Raw genomic sequence first — 18,180 nt, 5'->3', positions numbered from 1 at the left:
ATACTGTTTGAATGACACTCTCAGAGGAACTAACTTGGCGCGGTTTTGTTAACCAAACAACATACAAAGACGCCAACGTGCTAAACGGCGACCCAATCACATTTTACTGGGGTGTTGACCCCAGTGCAGACAGCATGACAGTTGGTAACTTTGCCCTCGCCATGATGGTACGGCATTTTATAGACCACGGGCACAAGGCTATTTTGCTCGTTGGAGGCGCGACTGGCATGATTGGTGACCCAGACGGAAAAAAACAAGAACGAGACTTACTTTCTCTTGACGACATTGAACGAAACAAGCAAGGAATTTCGGCGCAGTATCGTCGGATATTTGTTGGCCATGACTTTGAAATTGTTGATAATTACGACTGGTTTAAAAACTACGGCTACCTCGACTTTCTCCGTGAAGTCGGCAAGCACGTGCCGGTGCGCCATATGCTTGGCCGAGAGTTTGTTCAGGAGCGCTTAGGCGAAGATGGTAACGGCATTTCCTATGCCGAGTTCAGCTACGCACTGATACAGGGCTACGATTTCCTGCATCTATACCGCGAAAAGGGTGCCACGCTCCAAGTGGCAGGATCTGACCAATGGGGGAACTGTATTGCCGGCGTTGATCTCATCCGCCGTGTTGCCGGTGGTGAAGCGCACATTTGGACCGCGCCGCTCATTGTCAACAAGTCTACCGGTGTCAAATTTGGTAAAAGCGAAGGTGGCGCCATCTGGCTTGATCCTGCTAAAACAACGCCAACGGCGTTTTATCAGTTCTGGATCAACTGCGATGACCTCGGCGCAGAGGATTATCTTAAAATATACACACTACTTCCGCGCGAAGAAATCGAAGCAATCATGGCCAAACAGCGCGAAAATCCTGGTGTTCGCTACGCACAAACTCGCTTAGCAGAAGAAGTAACGCGGCTTGTCCATGGCGACGAAGCCCTTCTAGTTGCCCAGCACGTGACCGCCTGCCTGGTGGGAGACGCGTTTGTCGGCGATGCTGATGACACTACCTTAACAGCACTTCGGGCAGAGATTCCCTCTGTTCAAACAACCGAATCTGGTTCGTTGCTTGACGCGCTTGTTGGAAGTGGGCTTGCCAGCTCTAAAGGAGAAGCTCGCCGCCTACTGCAAAGTAACGCTATTTCCATAAATGGGGTGAAAACTTCAGATGAAAATTTGAATCCCGGGCTGTTTTCGTCTGGCCGTCTGCTACTGCGCCGTGGCAAAGCTTTTAAGGATTCTGCTCTCGTAGAGCTTGCATAGGCTATACTAAGCGCATGCGTTTTTTTAGTCTTTTAGTAGGAAAATTAACTTTTAAAGGGTTGCATCTGTTCGGCCGAACTGGTTCGGCCTTGCCGGGTCGAGTCGTTGAAAAAATTAGCCCAGGCTTTTTGGCAAAAATGCTTTCCCAGTTGCCTAGTGGAGTTATCATTGTTTCTGGGACAAACGGCAAAACAACAACCACAAAACTAATTGTCAGTCTTCTTGAAGCGCAGGGAATACGGGTTCTCAGTAATCCGACGGGAAGTAATTTTGTGCGAGGCATTATAAGCTCTGTGGTAGACAGGGCAACATGGAAAGGGAAGCTCAACTACGACATTGCCGTTTTCGAACAAGACGAAGCGCATGCGGTACATTTTGCTCGCGTTGTAAAACCTCGAGGTGTGCTCATCCTGAACATCATGCGGGATCAGATGGACCGGTTTGGTGAAATAGATACAACGCTCAAATTGCTTCAGTCGCTAGCCAGCTCGGCAACAGAATTTGTCGTTCTGAATGCAAATGACGAACGAGTTGAAACCATCGTGCCGCAGGAAACAGCCAAAACAATTTGGTTTTCACACATCCGCGATTTGCAAGCAAATTTTCTTACCGACGATCAGCTATACCACGGCGAAAGCTCCAATTATTCTGTGGCAAAAACACCGGCGGTTGAGTTGAACGGATACGACGAGGAATCGGTCTCACTGAACATATACGGAACGCCGCATCGCTACAAGTTTCATATACAGGGAGGACATAATGCGCTCAATCTCGCGGCAGCGATGTGCGTGCTGTATCAGATTGTGCCTCGACCCGACACAGCGAAAAACGCCAAAGCAATTTTGGTAGCGGAGCCGGCTTTTGGCAGGGGGGAAGTCATTAGTATCCCCGGCGGCGGCGAGTTAACACTGCAGCTTGTCAAAAATCCTGGCGGCTTTACGCAAGCGCTTCGTATGCTTGAGCTTAAGAGCTACAAAACAATCGGAATTGCGATAAACGACGATTACCCAGACGGACGTGATGTTTCTTGGCTTTGGGATGTTGATTTCACTAGTGTTCGGCAACCGGTGCTGTGCGGCGGATTGCGGGCGGCAGATATTGCCAACCGGCTCAAATACGACGAAATAACTGTGTCGAACGTGATTGACGATATTGAGACGTTCGCCAAGCAGTTTGCAGCCAGTGTCGACATTGAAACTGGCTCAGCAATCATATTTTGCACATATACGGCCATGCTTAAGATACGTAGCCTATATCTGGGTGTTCATTCGGGGCTGGACGAAGGGAGTCATGCATCATGACGGACGAATCACGTAGACAAGACACACCCGATAACCCCCTCTTCTCAGACTCACCAGGAACGTTTGTAGGTGACTTTTCTTATGTCGGTGAAGCAACGACTCCGCTTTTTGCAGATAAACTGCCTTCCGACTCGTCCCCAAGCAATTTTGAAGACGCGGGGGGTTTGCGGAAGTCGAGTCAAGACGGCGCTCGCCGTTTGACTGTTGTCCATCTGTACCCCCAAGAAATGAATATTTACGGTGATACGGGAAACAGGCTGGTGCTGCAGAAGCGCGCTGAGTGGCGTGGTTTTGACGTCCAAGTAGAGCTTGTCGGTGTTGGCGATATCATCCCAAGTGAAGCAGATATTATAATCGGTGGCGGTGGGCAAGACGCCGGACAAGGGCAGATTCAAGATGATCTGGCTCAAAAGGCACCAATATTAAAAAAAATGGCCGAAGAAGGTGTTGTTATGCTTATGATATGTGGCATGTACCAGCTGTTTGGCCGCGCCTTTACGACAAACGCCGGCGAAGTAATCAAAGGCATCGGGGTGCTACCGCTAGAAACCGTTGGCGGTGACACGCGCATGATAGGCAATACCACGTACGATACGCCGTTTGGAACAGTGGTTGGGTATGAAAACCATAGTGGCATTACGACGCTTGACGACCCGGCGCTGGCTTTCGGCACTGTGACCCGGGGAGAAGGAAACAATGGCCAGGACAAAACTGAAGGTTGTCGCTTGTACAATGTGTTTGGCACCTACAGCCATGGTCCTGTACTCGTCAAAAACCCTGTTTTCGCTGACGAGCTTCTCCGCCTAGCACTTTCCCGCCGCTATGACAACGTAGAACTGCCGCCGTTAGACGACACGCTTGAACTTTCTGCCCACCATACGGCTGAGACGCGTCCCCGGTAAATGTAACCCAGCTAGTTGGAGGGATCATTTAGTCACTAAGCATCACTAACAACATATTTCTGGTACCATTACTGGGTGCAGTACCTCCATTTGGATCAGAGCGGTGAGCCGGGTTACTCCCAAAGGATTATGTTGGTTGCAGCGAGTACTAGCCAGCCAGGCTGCGTACATGCAGCAGAACTCAAATATAGTCATAAAAAGGAAACTTGCGCCAGATGAAACTTAGTGATGACGTAACATTTGTAAAGGGCGTTGGCGAGCAGGTTGCCAAGGGACTCAGGCAGCTAGGCATCAACACGGTGTTTGATCTGGTTGATTATTTGCCTCATCGCTACGAAGATTATTCCGAGGTGTCGAGTATTCGAAACCTGCAGCCCGGTGCAGTCACGGTAAAAGCTACACTCAAGCAGGCGGGTGGGCGATATGTGCGTCGTGGAATGCATGTGACTGAGGCAATATTTTCAGACGAAACGGGTAGCGTACGCACAGTGTGGTTTAACCAGCCGTACCGGGCAGCAGCTTTGAAGGCAGGGCAGGAGTACTATGTCAGCGGACAATATGAGCTGAGCTACCAGCGGTTTCAGATTATGAATCCTAGTGCCGAACTTGTAAAAGAGTTTCCGCTTAACACGGCACGAATTGTCCCAGTTTATCGGCAGTCAAAAGTTATAAAAACAACCCAGCTTAGAAAGCTCATTGGGGCATGTGTTGCCACGCTGCGAACGCTACCAGAAACATTGCCACAGTGGTTAGTATCGGCACATGATCTGCTTTCTCGGTCCGAGGCAATTGAAGCCATGCATTATCCGAAGACAGCTGAACAGCTAGCGGCGGCACGTCGTCGACTTGGTTTTGAAGAAATATTTGAACTCAGCCTGGCTAGTTTGCTGAACAAACAGGAAAACCGCAGTGAACATGCCTTGTCGATTGTATTTGATGAAGCGCTCGCCAAGCACTTTGCTGGTACGTTGCCTTTTAAGTTAACCGATGACCAACGCCGCGCCGTCTGGCAAATTTATCAAGATATGGAACATCGCTATCCTATGAATCGGCTAGTGGAGGGCGATGTTGGCTCTGGCAAGACGGTTGTGGCAGCCATGGCAGCTCTTATGGCTATCCATCGGGGATACCAAGTCGCTTTTATGGCGCCAACAGAATTACTCGCTCGCCAGCACTACACAACACTGACTTCTTTGTTTCATGCTACCGCCCAAAATAAGAAGATAGTACTCCTAGTAGGTGGCATGACGGCTGCTCAAAAAAAACTTGCGAAACAGCAGATTGTGAGCGGGCAGGCAGGCCTTATGGTGGGTACGCACGCGCTGTTTCAGGAGACAGTCGATATGCAGCGGCTAGGCTTGATTATTGTCGATGAACAGCATCGTTTTGGAGTCGAACAGCGCAAAAGCCTCATGGCTAAGGCTGGACATATGCCCCATGTCCTAAGCCTGACGGCAACGCCGATACCGCGCAGTCTGGCGCTGACGCTATACGGTGAGCTCGACGTATCGGTACTAAAAGAGAAACCGGCTGGGCGCAGACCGATAAGCACAAAAATTGTATCCCAGGTAAACCGTAACAGATTGTATGAGAGCATCCGCGCTGAAATAGACACCGGAAGGCAAGTGTTTGTAGTGTGTCCAAGCATAGTGTCAAAAGACATGAGCCAAGAGTCAGTAGGAGCATCGGCAGAGAGTGTCTTCGCAGAGTTAGGCAAAAACCAATTGAAAGGATACCGAATTGGGCTGCTGCATGGTAAACTCAAGCCCTTAGAAAAAGATGCAGTTATGCAGCTGTTCGTTAGGGGCGAGCTGGATGTGGTCGTAGCAACTACAGTTGTAGAGGTTGGGGTGGATGTGCCGAACGCGAGCGTTATGGTTATAGAAAGTGCCGAACGGTTTGGCTTGGCGCAGTTGCACCAGTTACGTGGCCGCGTTGGTCGGGGTAGTTATGATTCACGGTGTTTTCTGGTCTTAAGCGCCGACAGCTCGCCGACTAAACGGCTGCGGGCTATCGAAACTAGCCAAGACGGTTTTCGCTTAGCCGAGCTCGACCTAGAGCTGCGTGGTCCGGGGGCAATTTACGGGGCATTGCAACACGGTGCGCTTGATCTTCGTATTGTTAAGCTAACCGACACTAAACTAATTGCCGAAGCACGGGCGGCAGCCCAAACATGCCTGAAGAAGCAAGAAAATTTGCTACAATACCCTGAGCTCTTCGCGCGGGTTAATCGGCTTCGCCGGGTGACTAATCTTAATTAAATTATGAATTATGTATTAACAATCAAGCCACAAATACCACTGAGGTCTGCTCAGACTTGTAGAATTCGTAATCCGGTAGAGCCGTCAACACGGCCAGTTTCTTTAGCGCGAAATGAGCGCTTACTTATGGCCGGAGGCCAATGATGTATTCAGGATCAACTCTTAAGCAACTTCGTACGCTCGATAAGTGGTTCGGCGCGCACCAAAAAATTGACCGACTGGCGTACCGCCATTTACGGGAACTCGACAGGGGGAATAAACTTGGAGGGCTTCCGTCTATCAGAAGTATACTGGCGTTTGAAGGGGTAAATGGCCCAGATGCTATCAAATGGAAAACTCCCGCTCAAGATGAGCCGTGGCACTACTATGACCCACACGACGCTGCCGACACAAAGCTACTGGATATTATTTCCGAACATCACGCTCGGCTTGTCGCGTCAATTCGTGAAAAAAACCAGACTCGGGCGGCGTTTGAAGCGGCCTGGCTGGCCCACGCAGTTGTCGACGGTCTGACACCGGCGCACCATTATCCGTATGAGCAAGAGCTTAAACGGCTGCGAAAAGGAGCTGGTATAGAAACGCGCAAAACCCCTAAGGACAAACTAGTAATGCCCGGCGACACAGTGCGTGAAAAAATGCGTAACAACTGGGAAATGTGGGGAGATAAAGGCCTGCTCGCGACGCACATCGCTTTTGAAGCAGGGGTGGCGTTGCTGATCTTACCAATGCGCTACAAACGACTCAAATTACCAGCAGTCTGGCCAAATGTGACTGGGCGAAAACCGTATCTGTTATTTTTTAAATCTCAGGCGAAAATGATTGCCATGGGTAGCTACTACGAGCAGTTTTATGCGTCGGCTTGGACACCTCGTTTGGCTCGCAAGGTTCGGAAAGAGCTTATACCTGAAATTGTAGTTAGCGTCGCCTATGTCTGGCACAGCGCACTTCTGGAAGCTAACAAAGGCGCACGGTCATGAGGGTAGTCGCTGGGCGACTGGGAGGGCGCATATTTGATAGTCCAGTCGGGCACCGGACGCATCCAATGAGTGAAAAAGCTCGTGGGGCAATTTTTAACGCACTAGGCGACGTAGTGGGACTCACGGTGCTTGACGCGTACTCTGGTAGCGGCGCAATTGCGGTGGAAGCAATCAGCCGTGGCGCTGCCAGCGTAGTTGCGATAGACATTGATATTGACGCAGTCAAAATTATTTCAGCGAATGTAAAGCAGCTCGGTGTAGAGGATAACGTACAAGTGCTAAGAAAAAACATTAGTGGTTGGTCGCGCAATAATCAACAGCGCCAGTTTGATATTGTGATTGCCGACCCGCCTTACGACGATATACGACCAAATGTGCTTGAGCGACTGATTCAGCATGTAAAACCGGGCGGCATTTATGTGCTTTCATGGCCAGGAAATGAAAATGTGAGAGAATTTGCGGCTGCAAAAGTAGTCGCGCACAAGCCGCTCGGCGATATTCAGCTAGTTTTTTACCGTCGTTTTAGTTAAAATAACTATGTCCGCGTGAGTGGTGGAATGGTAGACACGCCAGTTTTAGGAGCTGGTGCCGCAAGGCATGGAGGTTCAAGTCCTCTCTCACGCACCACGTTAGAATCAACATTATAAAAAGGAGAATTGCATGGGTTGGATTATTGTAGCAGTCGTATTGATTTTGCTGGCGATGGGACTTTTTACAGTCAAACAGCAGACAATTGCTATCGTTGAACGGTTTGGTCGCTTCAAAAAGGCTTCAAAGGCTGGCCTTAATATTAAAATTCCGCTTATTGATCAAATTGCTGGCCGTGTCAACCTGCGCGTGCAGCAACTTGACGTTCAAGTTGAGACAAAAACCAAGGACAACGTATTTGTGTTTGTGATTGTCAGTGTGCAGTACTTTGTACCAGCCGAAAAATCAGTCGACGCTTTTTATAAGCTGCAAAACCCACAAGAGCAAATTACAGCCTATGTATTTGATACTGTTCGTGCCCGTGTGCCGGCCGTAAACCTCGACCAGTTATTTGAAATGAAGGACGATATAGCCACCGCAGTAAAAGCCGAACTTGACACTGTCATGGACGACTTTGGCTATGCCATTGTGAAGGCACTTGTTACTGACATCAATCCAGACGAAAAAGTCAAAGTCAGCATGAACGAAATAAATGCCGCTCAGCGTTTGCGAGAAGCTGCCATTCAGCAAGCCGAAGCTGACAAGATTCGCGTTGTTAAAGCGGCTGAAGGTGAAGCAGAGAGCAAAGCATTGCAAGGTCAGGGTATTGCCAATCAGCGTAAGGCTATCATAGAAGGTCTTAAAGAGTCGGTCGAAAACTTTAGCAGTGCCGTAGACGGCGTTAATAGCCAAGACGTAATGAACCTAGTGATGATGACGCAGTACTTCGACACCATTAAAGAGCTTGGCATGAGCGGCAAAAACAGCACCATCCTCATCCCTCACGGCCCTGGTGGCATGACAGACATGAGCGAGCAAATCCGCAACGCCATGATCACCGCCGACCAAGTCAGCAAAAGCCACACAAAACAGTAGACCCTGCTTAGTCGGGTGCCCTAACTACCCAATCATTACCCGTGTTTTTATGAACCCTGTTTTCCTTTGCCCGCTTAGATACAAAGGTTACTCCCTATGGATAAATTGACTTCTTAAGTCACTATGGACAGGTTTAGCGAAGGGGTATTACTTGAGGGGGTATATACGTAAAGTTGTAAAGCAATGCTAAAATTTCGGTATAGCTACGTGGTCGGTCTTGTAAAAAATTAACAGGCTAATCAGTAGCTCGTGTTCTTGCGCACTACGATTGCTACCTCATCAGGTGGTTTTCCCACTCCTTCTTGTACTCTAGTCGACCAACGTTCCCGAATTTCACCTGTGCATCTCGCCAATATTGTTCGATAGTCTTCCGTAGGGAAAAGCCGCAGTACGTCTGTTATTTCAGTTTGAGGTGATGCATCAGGTAATAGCAATCCGTCTCCTCTAAGTCCTGCCAAAGCTAATGATTTCACACCATAAAGTGCTCCTAGAGGAGTATTCGACAGGTCTGGTAAGGGCGGTGTACCATTACTGGCTGAGGCGTCAATTCCCGTGACTCCGCGTGGAATTTCTGGTGATGTAAAATTTTTCATAGACTTATTATACTACAAATACCTTAAAAAACAAAATTATGATATGTGTACCTTATCGTTGATTGAAACTGTTGAACTAATTTGCTACACTACTCCACTATGAACACCATGTCAATACATCATTTGCATACATCGCCGGAGGTTGCCGGGTAGTTTGCTGTTGACCGTAAAACGTCTCACTTACGCCGGAAGCCTTCCGGCGTTTTGTTTTTTTAAAATCACCACAGTTTTTTACAAATTTAGATTGTCCGGCCGGACAATCTAAAACGAGATTAAATCGTAAGGAGTTAAAACCATGAACGAAGTAATAGGGTACAACAATGTCAGTTTCTATGGCATTGCTGGTGGGGAAACGAGAACGGCAATAGTGCCGTGTGCCTCCGCGCCAGCCAGAATAGCGGTTGCTGAGTACTTAATAAGCCGCGGTATTGAACGGGTAGGTTTTTTGGGTAAAAGAGATGCCTCAACGCCAGTTTTAGAGATGATGGTAGGTAACTTAAGTATAAACGTTACACTTGCTGCAGCAGCTAGCCTAGTCGGTAACAAAGGAGTATTTGATCTACTGGGCATGACTTCTGTTAAATTTAATAAAAGCGGCGATTGGGTGACTATAGAGCTAAATATTTCCCATAAAGTCTACCCGGAAGGTAAAGACAATGTTGTTCTCATAAACAATATCGGCCACGTCGTTACGCCCATAAGGCCGAACGAGGAACAGATAAGAAGAAACTCGGTTGAATATTCAAACAAGTATGGATGTCCACCGTTAGGCACGGTCTGGTTTTCACCAGGAGGTATAGTATCTTACGAATATGTTCAAGCAACGAATACATGCGCTAAGTTTCCAGTATGTGGCACTGGTAGCCTTGCGGCCTATTTAACCTCAGATGGAGGAAAAGCCGGCGTAGCCTGTGACATAAATCAAACAACTGGTCAGGCTATAACTATTCGACGCGGTACCGTCTCCGAACAGTTTGCATTTACTGCAAAAGTATCTGACGCTTCTGTGCCCGGGTCCGTCTTTGACGCAAGTGCTCTTAACTCTTAACCCTTAACTCTGTATACTAGGAGGCATTATGACATTATCGGTACAACCTTATAAGGGTGCGCGGGATTTTTACCCGGAAGAAATGCGACTGCAAAAATATATGTTTGCCAAGTTTCGTGAGGTAAGCGAAGCCTTTGGCTACGAAGAATACACGGCACCTATTCTTGAGCCAACGGATTTGTTTTTAGCCAAGGGCAACCAGGAAATAATCGACGAGCAAACTTACACATTTTTAGACCGTAGCGGCCGAAGCGTAACAATCCGGACAGAAATGACGCCGACAGTCAGCCGAATGGTGGCCGGGCGTCGTCAAGAAATTGCTTACCCCGCTCGTTGGTACAGTATACCCAATGTCTGGCGCTACGAAAGGATGCAACGTGGACGACTCAGGGAATTTTGGCAGTACAATGCCGATATTTTTGGCGTAGACAACGTATCGGCCGAGCATGAAATCATTCTGTTGGCAGACCGCATCATGAAAAGCTTTGGCGCAAAACCCGACATGTACAGCTTCCGGATTAACAGTCGTAAACTGACAACGTATCTTATGCGAGATTATCTAGGTATGAGTGAAACGCAGGAGCAAATGTTAGTGCGACTGGTAGATCGCATGCACAAAATGGAGCAGGAAAGCTTTTTGTCGCAAGTTGACGCGGTGTTGACGCCTACGCAGCGCGAAAGTGGAGTTTTAGAGAAATTCACGCAGCTTATGCAAGCAAAGAAGTTGAACGATTTGCCTGCTGGGGCAGAAAGCCTGCCATCGGTGCTAGAAATGAAACAACTGAGTGATTTGCTAGATGTATCGCGTCTGCCAAATGTGAAGTTTGATGTCACCCTCATGCGTGGGTTTGAATACTATACTGACATTGTCTTTGAGGTGTTTGACGAGCACCCTGAAAACAATCGAAGCATGTTTGGAGGAGGACGGTATGATGGGCTTGTCGGTATGTTTGGCGTAGAACCAGTGCCTACTGTTGGTATGGCCATGGGCGATGTTACCATGCAGAATTTTCTAGAGGGGCATGGGCTCGCACCTAAGCTTGCTCCAGAGACAGACGCCTACGTTATTTTACTGGGCGAAAATATGTACGAAAAGGCACAGGTTGCAATCGCTCGTTTTCGGGAAAATGGGTTGCGGGTTGCCGTAGATACGACAAACCGAAAGCTGGAAAAGCAAATCAAAACAGCGGTGAAAAAAGGTATCGACCACGTTATTTTTATTGGCGATGCGGAGTTGGCTGAAGAAAGATTTAAACTCAAAAATCTACAAACCGGCACAGAGGAAGTTCATGGGACGGAGAGGATTGTGGCAATCTTACGCGATAACCGCCGTGAACACGCTGCTGCAAATTTTGTGTTATCGGACAGTGACGACGAGTTCGATGTATGACCGCTCCCAACCATGCCCTCACCGGTGCGTTAATCGGGCTGGCGGTGCCCAGTATGTGGTTAAGTGTTCCGCTTGCTTTTGTGTCGCACTTTGTACTCGATGCTATCCCGCATTATGATGTACCCGGAGAATCAAATGAGGCGCGCATCGATTCGCGGCAATTTTTGTTTATTCAAATCGTGGGCGGCTTTGTGCTGTGTGTTGGCCTCGTGGCGCTACTCTGGTGGTCTCAGGTCCCTAACTGGCTTAGCCTGTCGGTCTGTGCGTTTATTGCCACTGTGCCCGATCTACTTTCGATTCCACGCTTTTTAGCAGTAAAACGTGGCCACAAGGATCCAGTCAACTCAAACTTATTCTGGAAATTTCATAATGATATTCAGCGGCAACACCCACGGTTCTTGCCGGTGGAATTTGTCTGGTTTGCGCTCGCGGCACTGTTGCTTACTGTCCAGCTCTAGATGAAAAGAGCAGTATCTGATATAGTAATCACCTATGCAAACCACCAAGAAACAACTCACCCCTACTACCGTACAATTAACCATTTCGGCCAGCGCCGACGAGCTTGAACCGGCAAAAGCCGCCGTGCTCGCTGAGCTTTCTAAAGAAGTCAAGCTGGCTGGATTCCGAAAAGGCCACGCACCGGCCAACATGGTCGAGAAAGTTGTTGACCAGCAGTTGCTCCAAAACAAGGTTATTGACCGTCTTGTCAATGAGCTCTATGTTACCGCAGTTAAAGAAGAAAAACTGCGGGCTGTCGGACAGCCAGAGGTCAGCTTGACGAAATTTGTGCCCTTTACGGCGCTAGAATTGACCGCTGTAATTGACGTTGTTGGCGAGCTTAAACTACCTGACTACAAGAAATTTAAAGTTAGTAAAAAAGTCGACCCCGTCAAGGATGAAGAAGTCGAAAAAGTAATCGATGATTTGCTGGCACGGGACGCCACTAAAAAAGAAGTAAAACGCCCCGCGGCGAACGGTGATGAGGTAACTATCAACTTTAGCGGCGTCGATGCGAAATCCAAGGAGCCCATCGAGGGCGCAACTGGCGAAGACTACCCGCTTGTGGTGGGCAGTAACACGTTTATACCTGGGTTTGAACCAGAACTAGTTGGCCTGAAAAACGGTGAGAGCAAGGTATTTACGGTGACGTTTCCAAAAGATTATAGCAGCGCTGCTTTGCAGAATAAAAAAGCCGAGTTTACGGTTACTGTCAAAAGCGTCAAAGAGCTAGTGCTACCCAAGTTGGATGGGACCTTTGCGGCAAAGCTTGGTTCGTTCACATCCCCGGCCGAACTACGCGCTGATATTCGTAAGCAAATTGGGGTAGAAAAAGAACGGCAAGCCCAGCAACAGGTGGAAAATAGCGTGCTCGAACAGCTGGGCCAAAAAACACAGGTTGCCATACCTGATGTGCTTGTCGAGCAAGAAATTGACCGCATGGATGAGGATGAAAAACGAAACCTTGTGTACCGTGGCCAAACATGGGAAGAACACCTAAAGCTTGAGGGTAAAACCGCAGAGGAACATAGAAACAGCCACCGCGAGCAGGCGCTACTACGTATAAAAACAGGTATAGCGCTCGGTGATATTGCGGAAAAAGAAGGTGTGCTCGTATCGCCAGAAGAATTGCAGGAGCGACTATCTGCCTTGCGTAAGCAGTACAGCGACGAGCAAATGCAGGCTGAGCTAGAAAAACCCGAAAGCCAACGCGACATATTGAGTCGCATGCTCACCGAAAAAACCATCGCTGTACTGGTTGATAAGGCTGTCGCTTAGCCTAAACCCTGAAGCAGTTTAGCCCAGACCAAGTCTTACTTGAACGAAGAAGGAAATTATTTGATCGTTTGAATAAACGAGGTTTCTCCGATTAGCTTCTTTTAGAACTTAGACAATTTTCCAGTTAGTCGAGCCAAGCCGACAAATGCCGAGCTCAGCGAAATAGATATTTTTCACTTTGGGATGGAATGTAGGGACGAATGTTTGCAAACAGCGGCGCAATAGGGTATGGTTAAGGTATGAGCAAAGAAAATTCAGGCGGTACTCCTAATTTGTCAGGCGAAGCTACAAAGGGTCAGCCAGGAAAAGGGTTGGCCGATGCAGGTACTCCATCAAGCCTGCTCAGAGGGATAGACGCGGCAAAAAGAGTGGCAACGAACGTTGCTAATGCCGTTATCTCTGGTACACCAGGGATTCCGCTGTGGGGTGGGCAAGGCTCCGACCCGACTAAGCAACTACCCCCCACACAACTCAATAGCCCTGAGCAGAAGTAAGCTTCAACAGGTTACAATTAAAGCAGAAGAATAATCATAATGTCGTTGACAATGCGGCTAGCCCACTCGTGAAGGTTGCGCTCTCGCTTGCCTAACGTTTGCAGGCGCTAACAGTTCGTGCTTACGCTGAACCGGGCGTAAATGACCTGTCCCTCCTAGCTTTTTTGGTATTAAGCCGTGTAAATCTGGTTAGCACTCTTGACATGAGAGTGCTAGTTTCGCTATACTTGAGTGACTGTAACTCATCCTGGGTAAAAACTCACAGGGGTGCATTAAGGAAATGAGGTAAAATGAGCGTACTTGTTCCAACTGTAATTGAAAGTGAAGGCCGTCATGAGCGAGCCTACGACATCTATAGCCGTCTGCTTAAGGACAGGATTATCTTTGTTGGTAGTGAAATAAACGAAGTTACGGCAAACCTGATTGTCGCTCAGCTGCTATTTTTGCAGGCAGAGGATGCCAAAAAAGATATATATTTGTATATCAACAGTCCCGGTGGTAGTGTGTACGACGCATTGGCCATTTATGACACCATGCAGTACATAGCGAACGACGTGCAGACTTTTGGCATAGGAGTTCAGGCTAGTGCAGCTGCGTTTTTGCTCAGTAGCGGCAAAAAAGGCAAACGATTTTTATTGCCAAATGCTACCGTAATGATTCACCAGCCCAGCAGTGGCACGCGCGGCAAAGTAACCGATCAAGAAATTGACTTGCAAGAATCACTACGAGTCAAGCGTTTACTTGAGAGCATCATGGCAAAAAACACTGGTCAAAAGCTAGAGAAAGTCCACGAAGACATGGAACGCGACCGCTGGATGACCGCCCCCGAGGCGTTAAAATACGGCCTAGTCGACAAGGTCATTAGCGCACCAACAACGTCATAGTAACCAGAAGTCTGTGAGCTTTATCACTGCAAGCCTTGACGAATACAGTCATACGCTGTACTCTGGTATGTAAGAAGTAGTATAAGTTGGGGCTGTGCTGGCTTAGGCGCCAAACCAGTTAAGCACCAAAATCTCCCGCTTAGTGTATCTTCCAAAAGGTAGTTAGTAGGCAGTAGTTGGTTATTTAGTATTACCGACGGTGCGCTACTGGCGAAAAACTCTGATAATTTATCAAAACGATTCGTAGATGTTACTTAATCTACGATTTACTAACTACTTATCTATAAGGAGCTCACGCGCGTATGGCTAAAGCAGTAACTGCGAGCAAAACATCACGTGTCTACCTAACCGACGACAGTCAAGACAGTGGTCTTGCGCTGCCTAATTTGGTAGACCATCAAAATAAATCATTTCAGTGGTTGGTTGACGAGGGGCTCGGTGAGCTTCTGGCCGAAATCAGTCCGGTCGATGATTATACCGGTACAAAACTGAGTCTTATTTTTAAACAGTACCATTTTGAAGAACCAAAACTGACTGAAGCTGAAGCTCGGGAGAATAATGTTAGTTACGACGCGCCCTTAAAGGCAACGGTTGAGCTGACAAACAAAGTCACCGGCGAAGTCAAAGAGCAAGAGATTTACCTGGGAGACTACCCTTGGATGACTAGGCGCGGTACGTTTATTATTAACGGTGCCGAGCGCGTCGTGGTAAGCCAGCTGATTCGATCGGCTGGTGTTTTTTATACGGCTGAGTTGCATGGTACTCGCAGCCTCTACAGCGCCAAGGTTATCCCTGGTCGCGGTGCTTGGCTTGAGTTTGAGACCGCCGCAAACGGTGCGCTGTATGTCAAGATTGATCGTAAGCGTAAGATCCCAGTAACGACTCTGCTGCGCGCGCTGGGTATGACTGAAGCAACCATGAAAGAGGCGTTTAAAAACGTTGATCAGGCAAAAGATAGTTTTTTGCAGTCAACACTCGACAAAGACCCAAGCAAAGGACACGCCGAAGCACTAATTGAAGTTTACCGCAGGCTTCGTCCGGGCGATCTAGCAACTGTCGACAATGCTCGCAGTTTGCTTGAAAACATGTTCTACAACTTTAAGCGTTTTGACTTCTCACGCGTTGGCCGTTACAAAATTAACCAACGACTTCATTTAGATGTGGCAAATACGGCCGAAAACCGGATTATGCGCCTTGAAGACCTCGTGGCTATTATCGCTGAGCTAATACGCATGAATGTCACACAGGAACCAGGCGATGATATTGATTCACTAAGCAATCGCCGTATCAAAATGGTTGGAGAGTTGGTACAGCGTCAGTTCCGGATTGGCCTGCTGCGCATGGTACGTAACACCCAAGATCGTATGAGTATGAGCGAAATCGAAACAGTCCAGCCGGGCCAGCTTATAAATGCTCGTCCTGTCGTGGCTGCTGTGCGTGAGTTTTTTGCGAGCTCACAGCTTTCGCAGTTTATGGATCAAATCAATCCGCTGTCTGAACTGGCTCACAAACGACGCCTTAGCTCTATGGGGCCAGGTGGCCTCAGCCGTGAACGTGCTGGTTTTGAAGTTCGTGATGCCCACGCGACTCACTACGGTCGCATATGTGCGGTGGAAACTCCTGAAGGCGCAAACGTGGGGTTAGTCCTTAATCTCGCGAATTTTGCCCGTATAAACGACTATGGATTTATTGAAACACCCTACCGCAAAGTGGTGGACAGTAAACTGACTGATGAAATTGTCTACCTTGACGCTGCTGCTGAAGAACATGCGGTTATCGCCGGTGCGGGTGTTAAGCTGGACAAAACAGGCAAAATTGTCGAAGAGCGTGTCAGTGCGCGTGATGGCCTAAAGTCAGCCACAGTTGACAGAGAAGATGTTACACACATTGACGCTGCCCAAAACCAGATTATCGGTAGCAGTGCCGGTCTCATTCCGTTTATTGAAAAAAACTACGTCTACCGTGCGCTAATGGGTAGTAACCAGCAGCGTCAGGCAGTGCCACTGATAGCGCCAGAGAGTCCAATTGTTGGTACGGGCGTAGAGGCTGCTGCCGCCGCAAATACCGGGCAACTAGTTATCGCAGAAGGTACGGGCGAGGTCCTAAAAGCCAACGCCGACCAGGTTGTTGTGAAATACAAAGAAGGCAACGTCACCTATGACGCAGAGCATTTTGTGCGCTCCAACGAAGGTACCAGCATAAACCAACACGTCGTTGTTTCTACTGGAGATACGGTAAAAACCGGCGATCCACTGATTGAGGGCATGAGCATCCAGGGCGGCGAACTCGCGCTTGGTAAGGATTTGATTGTGGCATTTATGCCATGGGCAGGATACAACTTCGAAGACGCTATCATCATTAGCCGCAAGTTGGTTGAAGACGACACTTTGACAAGTGTCCATATTGTCGACTACATGATTGAAGTCCGCGAAACAAAACTAGGACCAGAAATTGTCACGCGAGATATCCCAAATGTTAGCGAGGAAGCGCTTCGCCACCTCGACGACGATGGTATTGTTCGTATTGGCGCCGAGGTTCATCCTGGCGACATATTGGTTGGAAAAATTACGCCAAAAGGTGAGCAAGAACTAAGCAGCGAAGAACGACTACTTCGGGCAATATTTGGTGAAAAAGCAAAAGAAGTCCGTGATACTTCTCAGCGAATGAGCAACGGCAAACATGGTAAAGTTGTGGGCGTCAAAGTCTTTAGCCGTGAAAACGGACATGAACTGAAGGCTGGTGTTCTTATGCAAATCCAGGTTTTTGTGGCTCAAATGCGCAAAATCAGCGTTGGCGACAAACTTGGAGGACGGCACGGTAACAAGGGTGTTATAGCCCGCATATTGCCCGTCGAAGACATGCCATTCATGGAAGACGGAACGCCAGTAGAAATAGTCCTTAACCCACTGGGCGTGCCAAGTCGTATGAATATTGGCCAGTTGTTTGAAACGCACCTTGGTATGGCCGCTCGCGCCCTTGGCATGAAAGTGGCAAGCCCAAGCTTTAACGGCGTACCGATGAATAAGATTCAGTCTATGCTTAAAGACGCTGGCTTCCCGGAAGACGGTAAGCAGCAGCTGTACGATGGTCGCACCGGTGGCGCCTTCAAAGAGCGAACGACCGTGGGCAGTATGTACATGATTAAGCTCAACCATATGGTTGCTGATAAGATTCACGCTCGCAGCACTGGTCCTTACACTATGGTTACTCAACAACCACTTGGCGGTAAGGCACAAAACGGTGGCCAACGATTTGGTGAAATGGAAGTCTGGGCGCTGGAAGCTTACGGCGCAGCGTACACTCTGCAAGAAATGTTGACAATCAAGTCAGACGATGTATATGGCCGTAGTAAAGCCTACGAAGCCATCATTAAAAAGACCGAAATTGTCGGTCCAAAAGTTCCTGAAAGCTTCAACGTGCTAGTTAAAGAGCTGCAAGGCCTTGGTCTTAAAGTTGATCTTGTCGCCTCAGACCAGTTGGTCGATGCCGAAGCTGTTCTTGCCACAAATATCCATGAGGAAGCAACTCATCCGGCCATCGTCGAAGCGCCAACATCGGCTATTTCCGACATTGACGTGACAAGCGAAGAAGCTGCCGCTCAAGGATTTGAATTTGAAGACGGCCAAGGCAGCCCAATTGTAACTGATTTTGACGAAGAAGCCGCTGCTATGGTAGTTGCAAACTCAAATGACATCGATGACATTACTGATGAAAAAGGAGAGGAGGCTTAAT

General features: G+C 48.3%; 15 protein-coding genes and 1 tRNA gene. 15 read left to right on the top strand and 1 reads right to left on the bottom strand.

Annotated elements, in window-relative coordinates; translation table 11 throughout:
- The first annotated feature begins 11 nt into the window (after positions 1 to 11).
- The 8 genes from IPL85_05320 to IPL85_05285 all read left to right on the top strand — a co-directional run bounded on the left by IPL85_05320 (position 12) and on the right by IPL85_05285 (position 8,263).
- Entirely contained in the window at positions 12 to 1,259 is a 1,248-nt protein-coding gene (locus tag IPL85_05320; GenBank protein ID QQS19659.1) for a tyrosine--tRNA ligase, read from the top strand.
- A gap of 14 nt (positions 1,260 to 1,273) precedes the next feature.
- The gene (locus IPL85_05315; protein QQS19658.1) at positions 1,274 to 2,560 is read left to right on the top strand and encodes a DUF1727 domain-containing protein; all 1,287 of its coding nucleotides are present in this window, start codon (positions 1,274 to 1,276) and stop codon (positions 2,558 to 2,560) included.
- Positions 2,557 to 3,462 carry a glutamine amidotransferase gene (locus tag IPL85_05310; GenBank protein QQS19657.1) on the top strand — a complete coding sequence of 302 codons (906 nt, stop codon included), beginning with the start codon at positions 2,557 to 2,559 and terminating at the stop codon, positions 3,460 to 3,462. The genes IPL85_05315 and IPL85_05310 overlap by 4 nt, the downstream gene beginning before the upstream one ends.
- A 215-nt stretch (positions 3,463 to 3,677) precedes the next feature.
- On the top strand, positions 3,678 to 5,723 hold the full coding sequence (recG, locus tag IPL85_05305; GenBank protein ID QQS19656.1) for an ATP-dependent DNA helicase RecG: 2,046 nt from the start codon (positions 3,678 to 3,680) through the stop codon (positions 5,721 to 5,723).
- Between the two features lie 140 nt (positions 5,724 to 5,863).
- The gene (locus IPL85_05300; protein QQS19655.1) at positions 5,864 to 6,700 is read left to right on the top strand and encodes a hypothetical protein; all 837 of its coding nucleotides are present in this window, start codon (positions 5,864 to 5,866) and stop codon (positions 6,698 to 6,700) included.
- On the top strand, positions 6,697 to 7,230 hold the full coding sequence (locus IPL85_05295) for an RsmD family RNA methyltransferase (protein ID QQS19654.1): 534 nt from the start codon (positions 6,697 to 6,699) through the stop codon (positions 7,228 to 7,230). The genes IPL85_05300 and IPL85_05295 overlap by 4 nt, the downstream gene beginning before the upstream one ends.
- Positions 7,231 to 7,243: 13 nt before the next feature.
- A tRNA-Leu gene (locus IPL85_05290) sits at positions 7,244 to 7,327 on the top strand.
- 33 nt (positions 7,328 to 7,360) lie between these two features.
- Complete coding sequence (locus tag IPL85_05285; GenBank protein QQS19653.1) at positions 7,361 to 8,263, top strand: SPFH domain-containing protein; 903 nt, start codon at positions 7,361 to 7,363, stop codon at positions 8,261 to 8,263.
- 239 nt (positions 8,264 to 8,502) lie between these two features.
- Here the strand turns inward: IPL85_05285 and IPL85_05280 are convergent, their stop codons facing one another.
- Entirely contained in the window at positions 8,503 to 8,856 is a 354-nt protein-coding gene (locus tag IPL85_05280) for a hypothetical protein (protein QQS19652.1), read from the bottom strand.
- Positions 8,857 to 9,151: 295 nt separating this feature from the next.
- Here IPL85_05280 and IPL85_05275 point away from each other — a divergent pair, with 295 nt between their 5' ends.
- The 7 genes from IPL85_05275 to IPL85_05245 all read left to right on the top strand — a co-directional run bounded on the left by IPL85_05275 (position 9,152) and on the right by IPL85_05245 (position 18,179).
- Positions 9,152 to 9,904 (top strand): hypothetical protein, encoded by a 753-nt coding sequence (locus IPL85_05275; GenBank protein ID QQS19651.1) that lies wholly within the window; start codon positions 9,152 to 9,154, stop codon positions 9,902 to 9,904.
- Positions 9,905 to 9,932: 28 nt separating this feature from the next.
- Positions 9,933 to 11,294, top strand: coding sequence for a histidine--tRNA ligase (locus IPL85_05270; GenBank protein ID QQS19650.1), 1,362 nt, complete (start codon positions 9,933 to 9,935; stop codon positions 11,292 to 11,294).
- Positions 11,291 to 11,752, top strand: coding sequence for a hypothetical protein (locus tag IPL85_05265; GenBank protein QQS19649.1), 462 nt, complete (start codon positions 11,291 to 11,293; stop codon positions 11,750 to 11,752). The genes IPL85_05270 and IPL85_05265 overlap by 4 nt, the downstream gene beginning before the upstream one ends.
- A gap of 34 nt (positions 11,753 to 11,786) precedes the next feature.
- Complete coding sequence (gene tig, locus IPL85_05260) at positions 11,787 to 13,070, top strand: trigger factor (protein ID QQS19648.1); 1,284 nt, start codon at positions 11,787 to 11,789, stop codon at positions 13,068 to 13,070.
- A gap of 239 nt (positions 13,071 to 13,309) precedes the next feature.
- On the top strand, positions 13,310 to 13,564 hold the full coding sequence (locus IPL85_05255; GenBank protein ID QQS19647.1) for a hypothetical protein: 255 nt from the start codon (positions 13,310 to 13,312) through the stop codon (positions 13,562 to 13,564).
- 290 nt (positions 13,565 to 13,854) lie between these two features.
- Positions 13,855 to 14,448 carry an ATP-dependent Clp protease proteolytic subunit gene (locus IPL85_05250; GenBank protein QQS19646.1) on the top strand — a complete coding sequence of 198 codons (594 nt, stop codon included), beginning with the start codon at positions 13,855 to 13,857 and terminating at the stop codon, positions 14,446 to 14,448.
- 302 nt (positions 14,449 to 14,750) lie between these two features.
- Entirely contained in the window at positions 14,751 to 18,179 is a 3,429-nt protein-coding gene (locus IPL85_05245) for a DNA-directed RNA polymerase subunit beta (protein ID QQS19645.1), read from the top strand.
- The last annotated feature ends 1 nt before the right edge of the window (position 18,180 follow it).

This window comes from Candidatus Saccharibacteria bacterium, assembly GCA_016699955.1.
In the GTDB taxonomy this organism is placed as follows: Bacteria; Patescibacteriota; Saccharimonadia; order Saccharimonadales; family UBA4665; genus JAGXIT01.
This window is presented reverse-complemented; position numbering and strand designations above follow the sequence as displayed.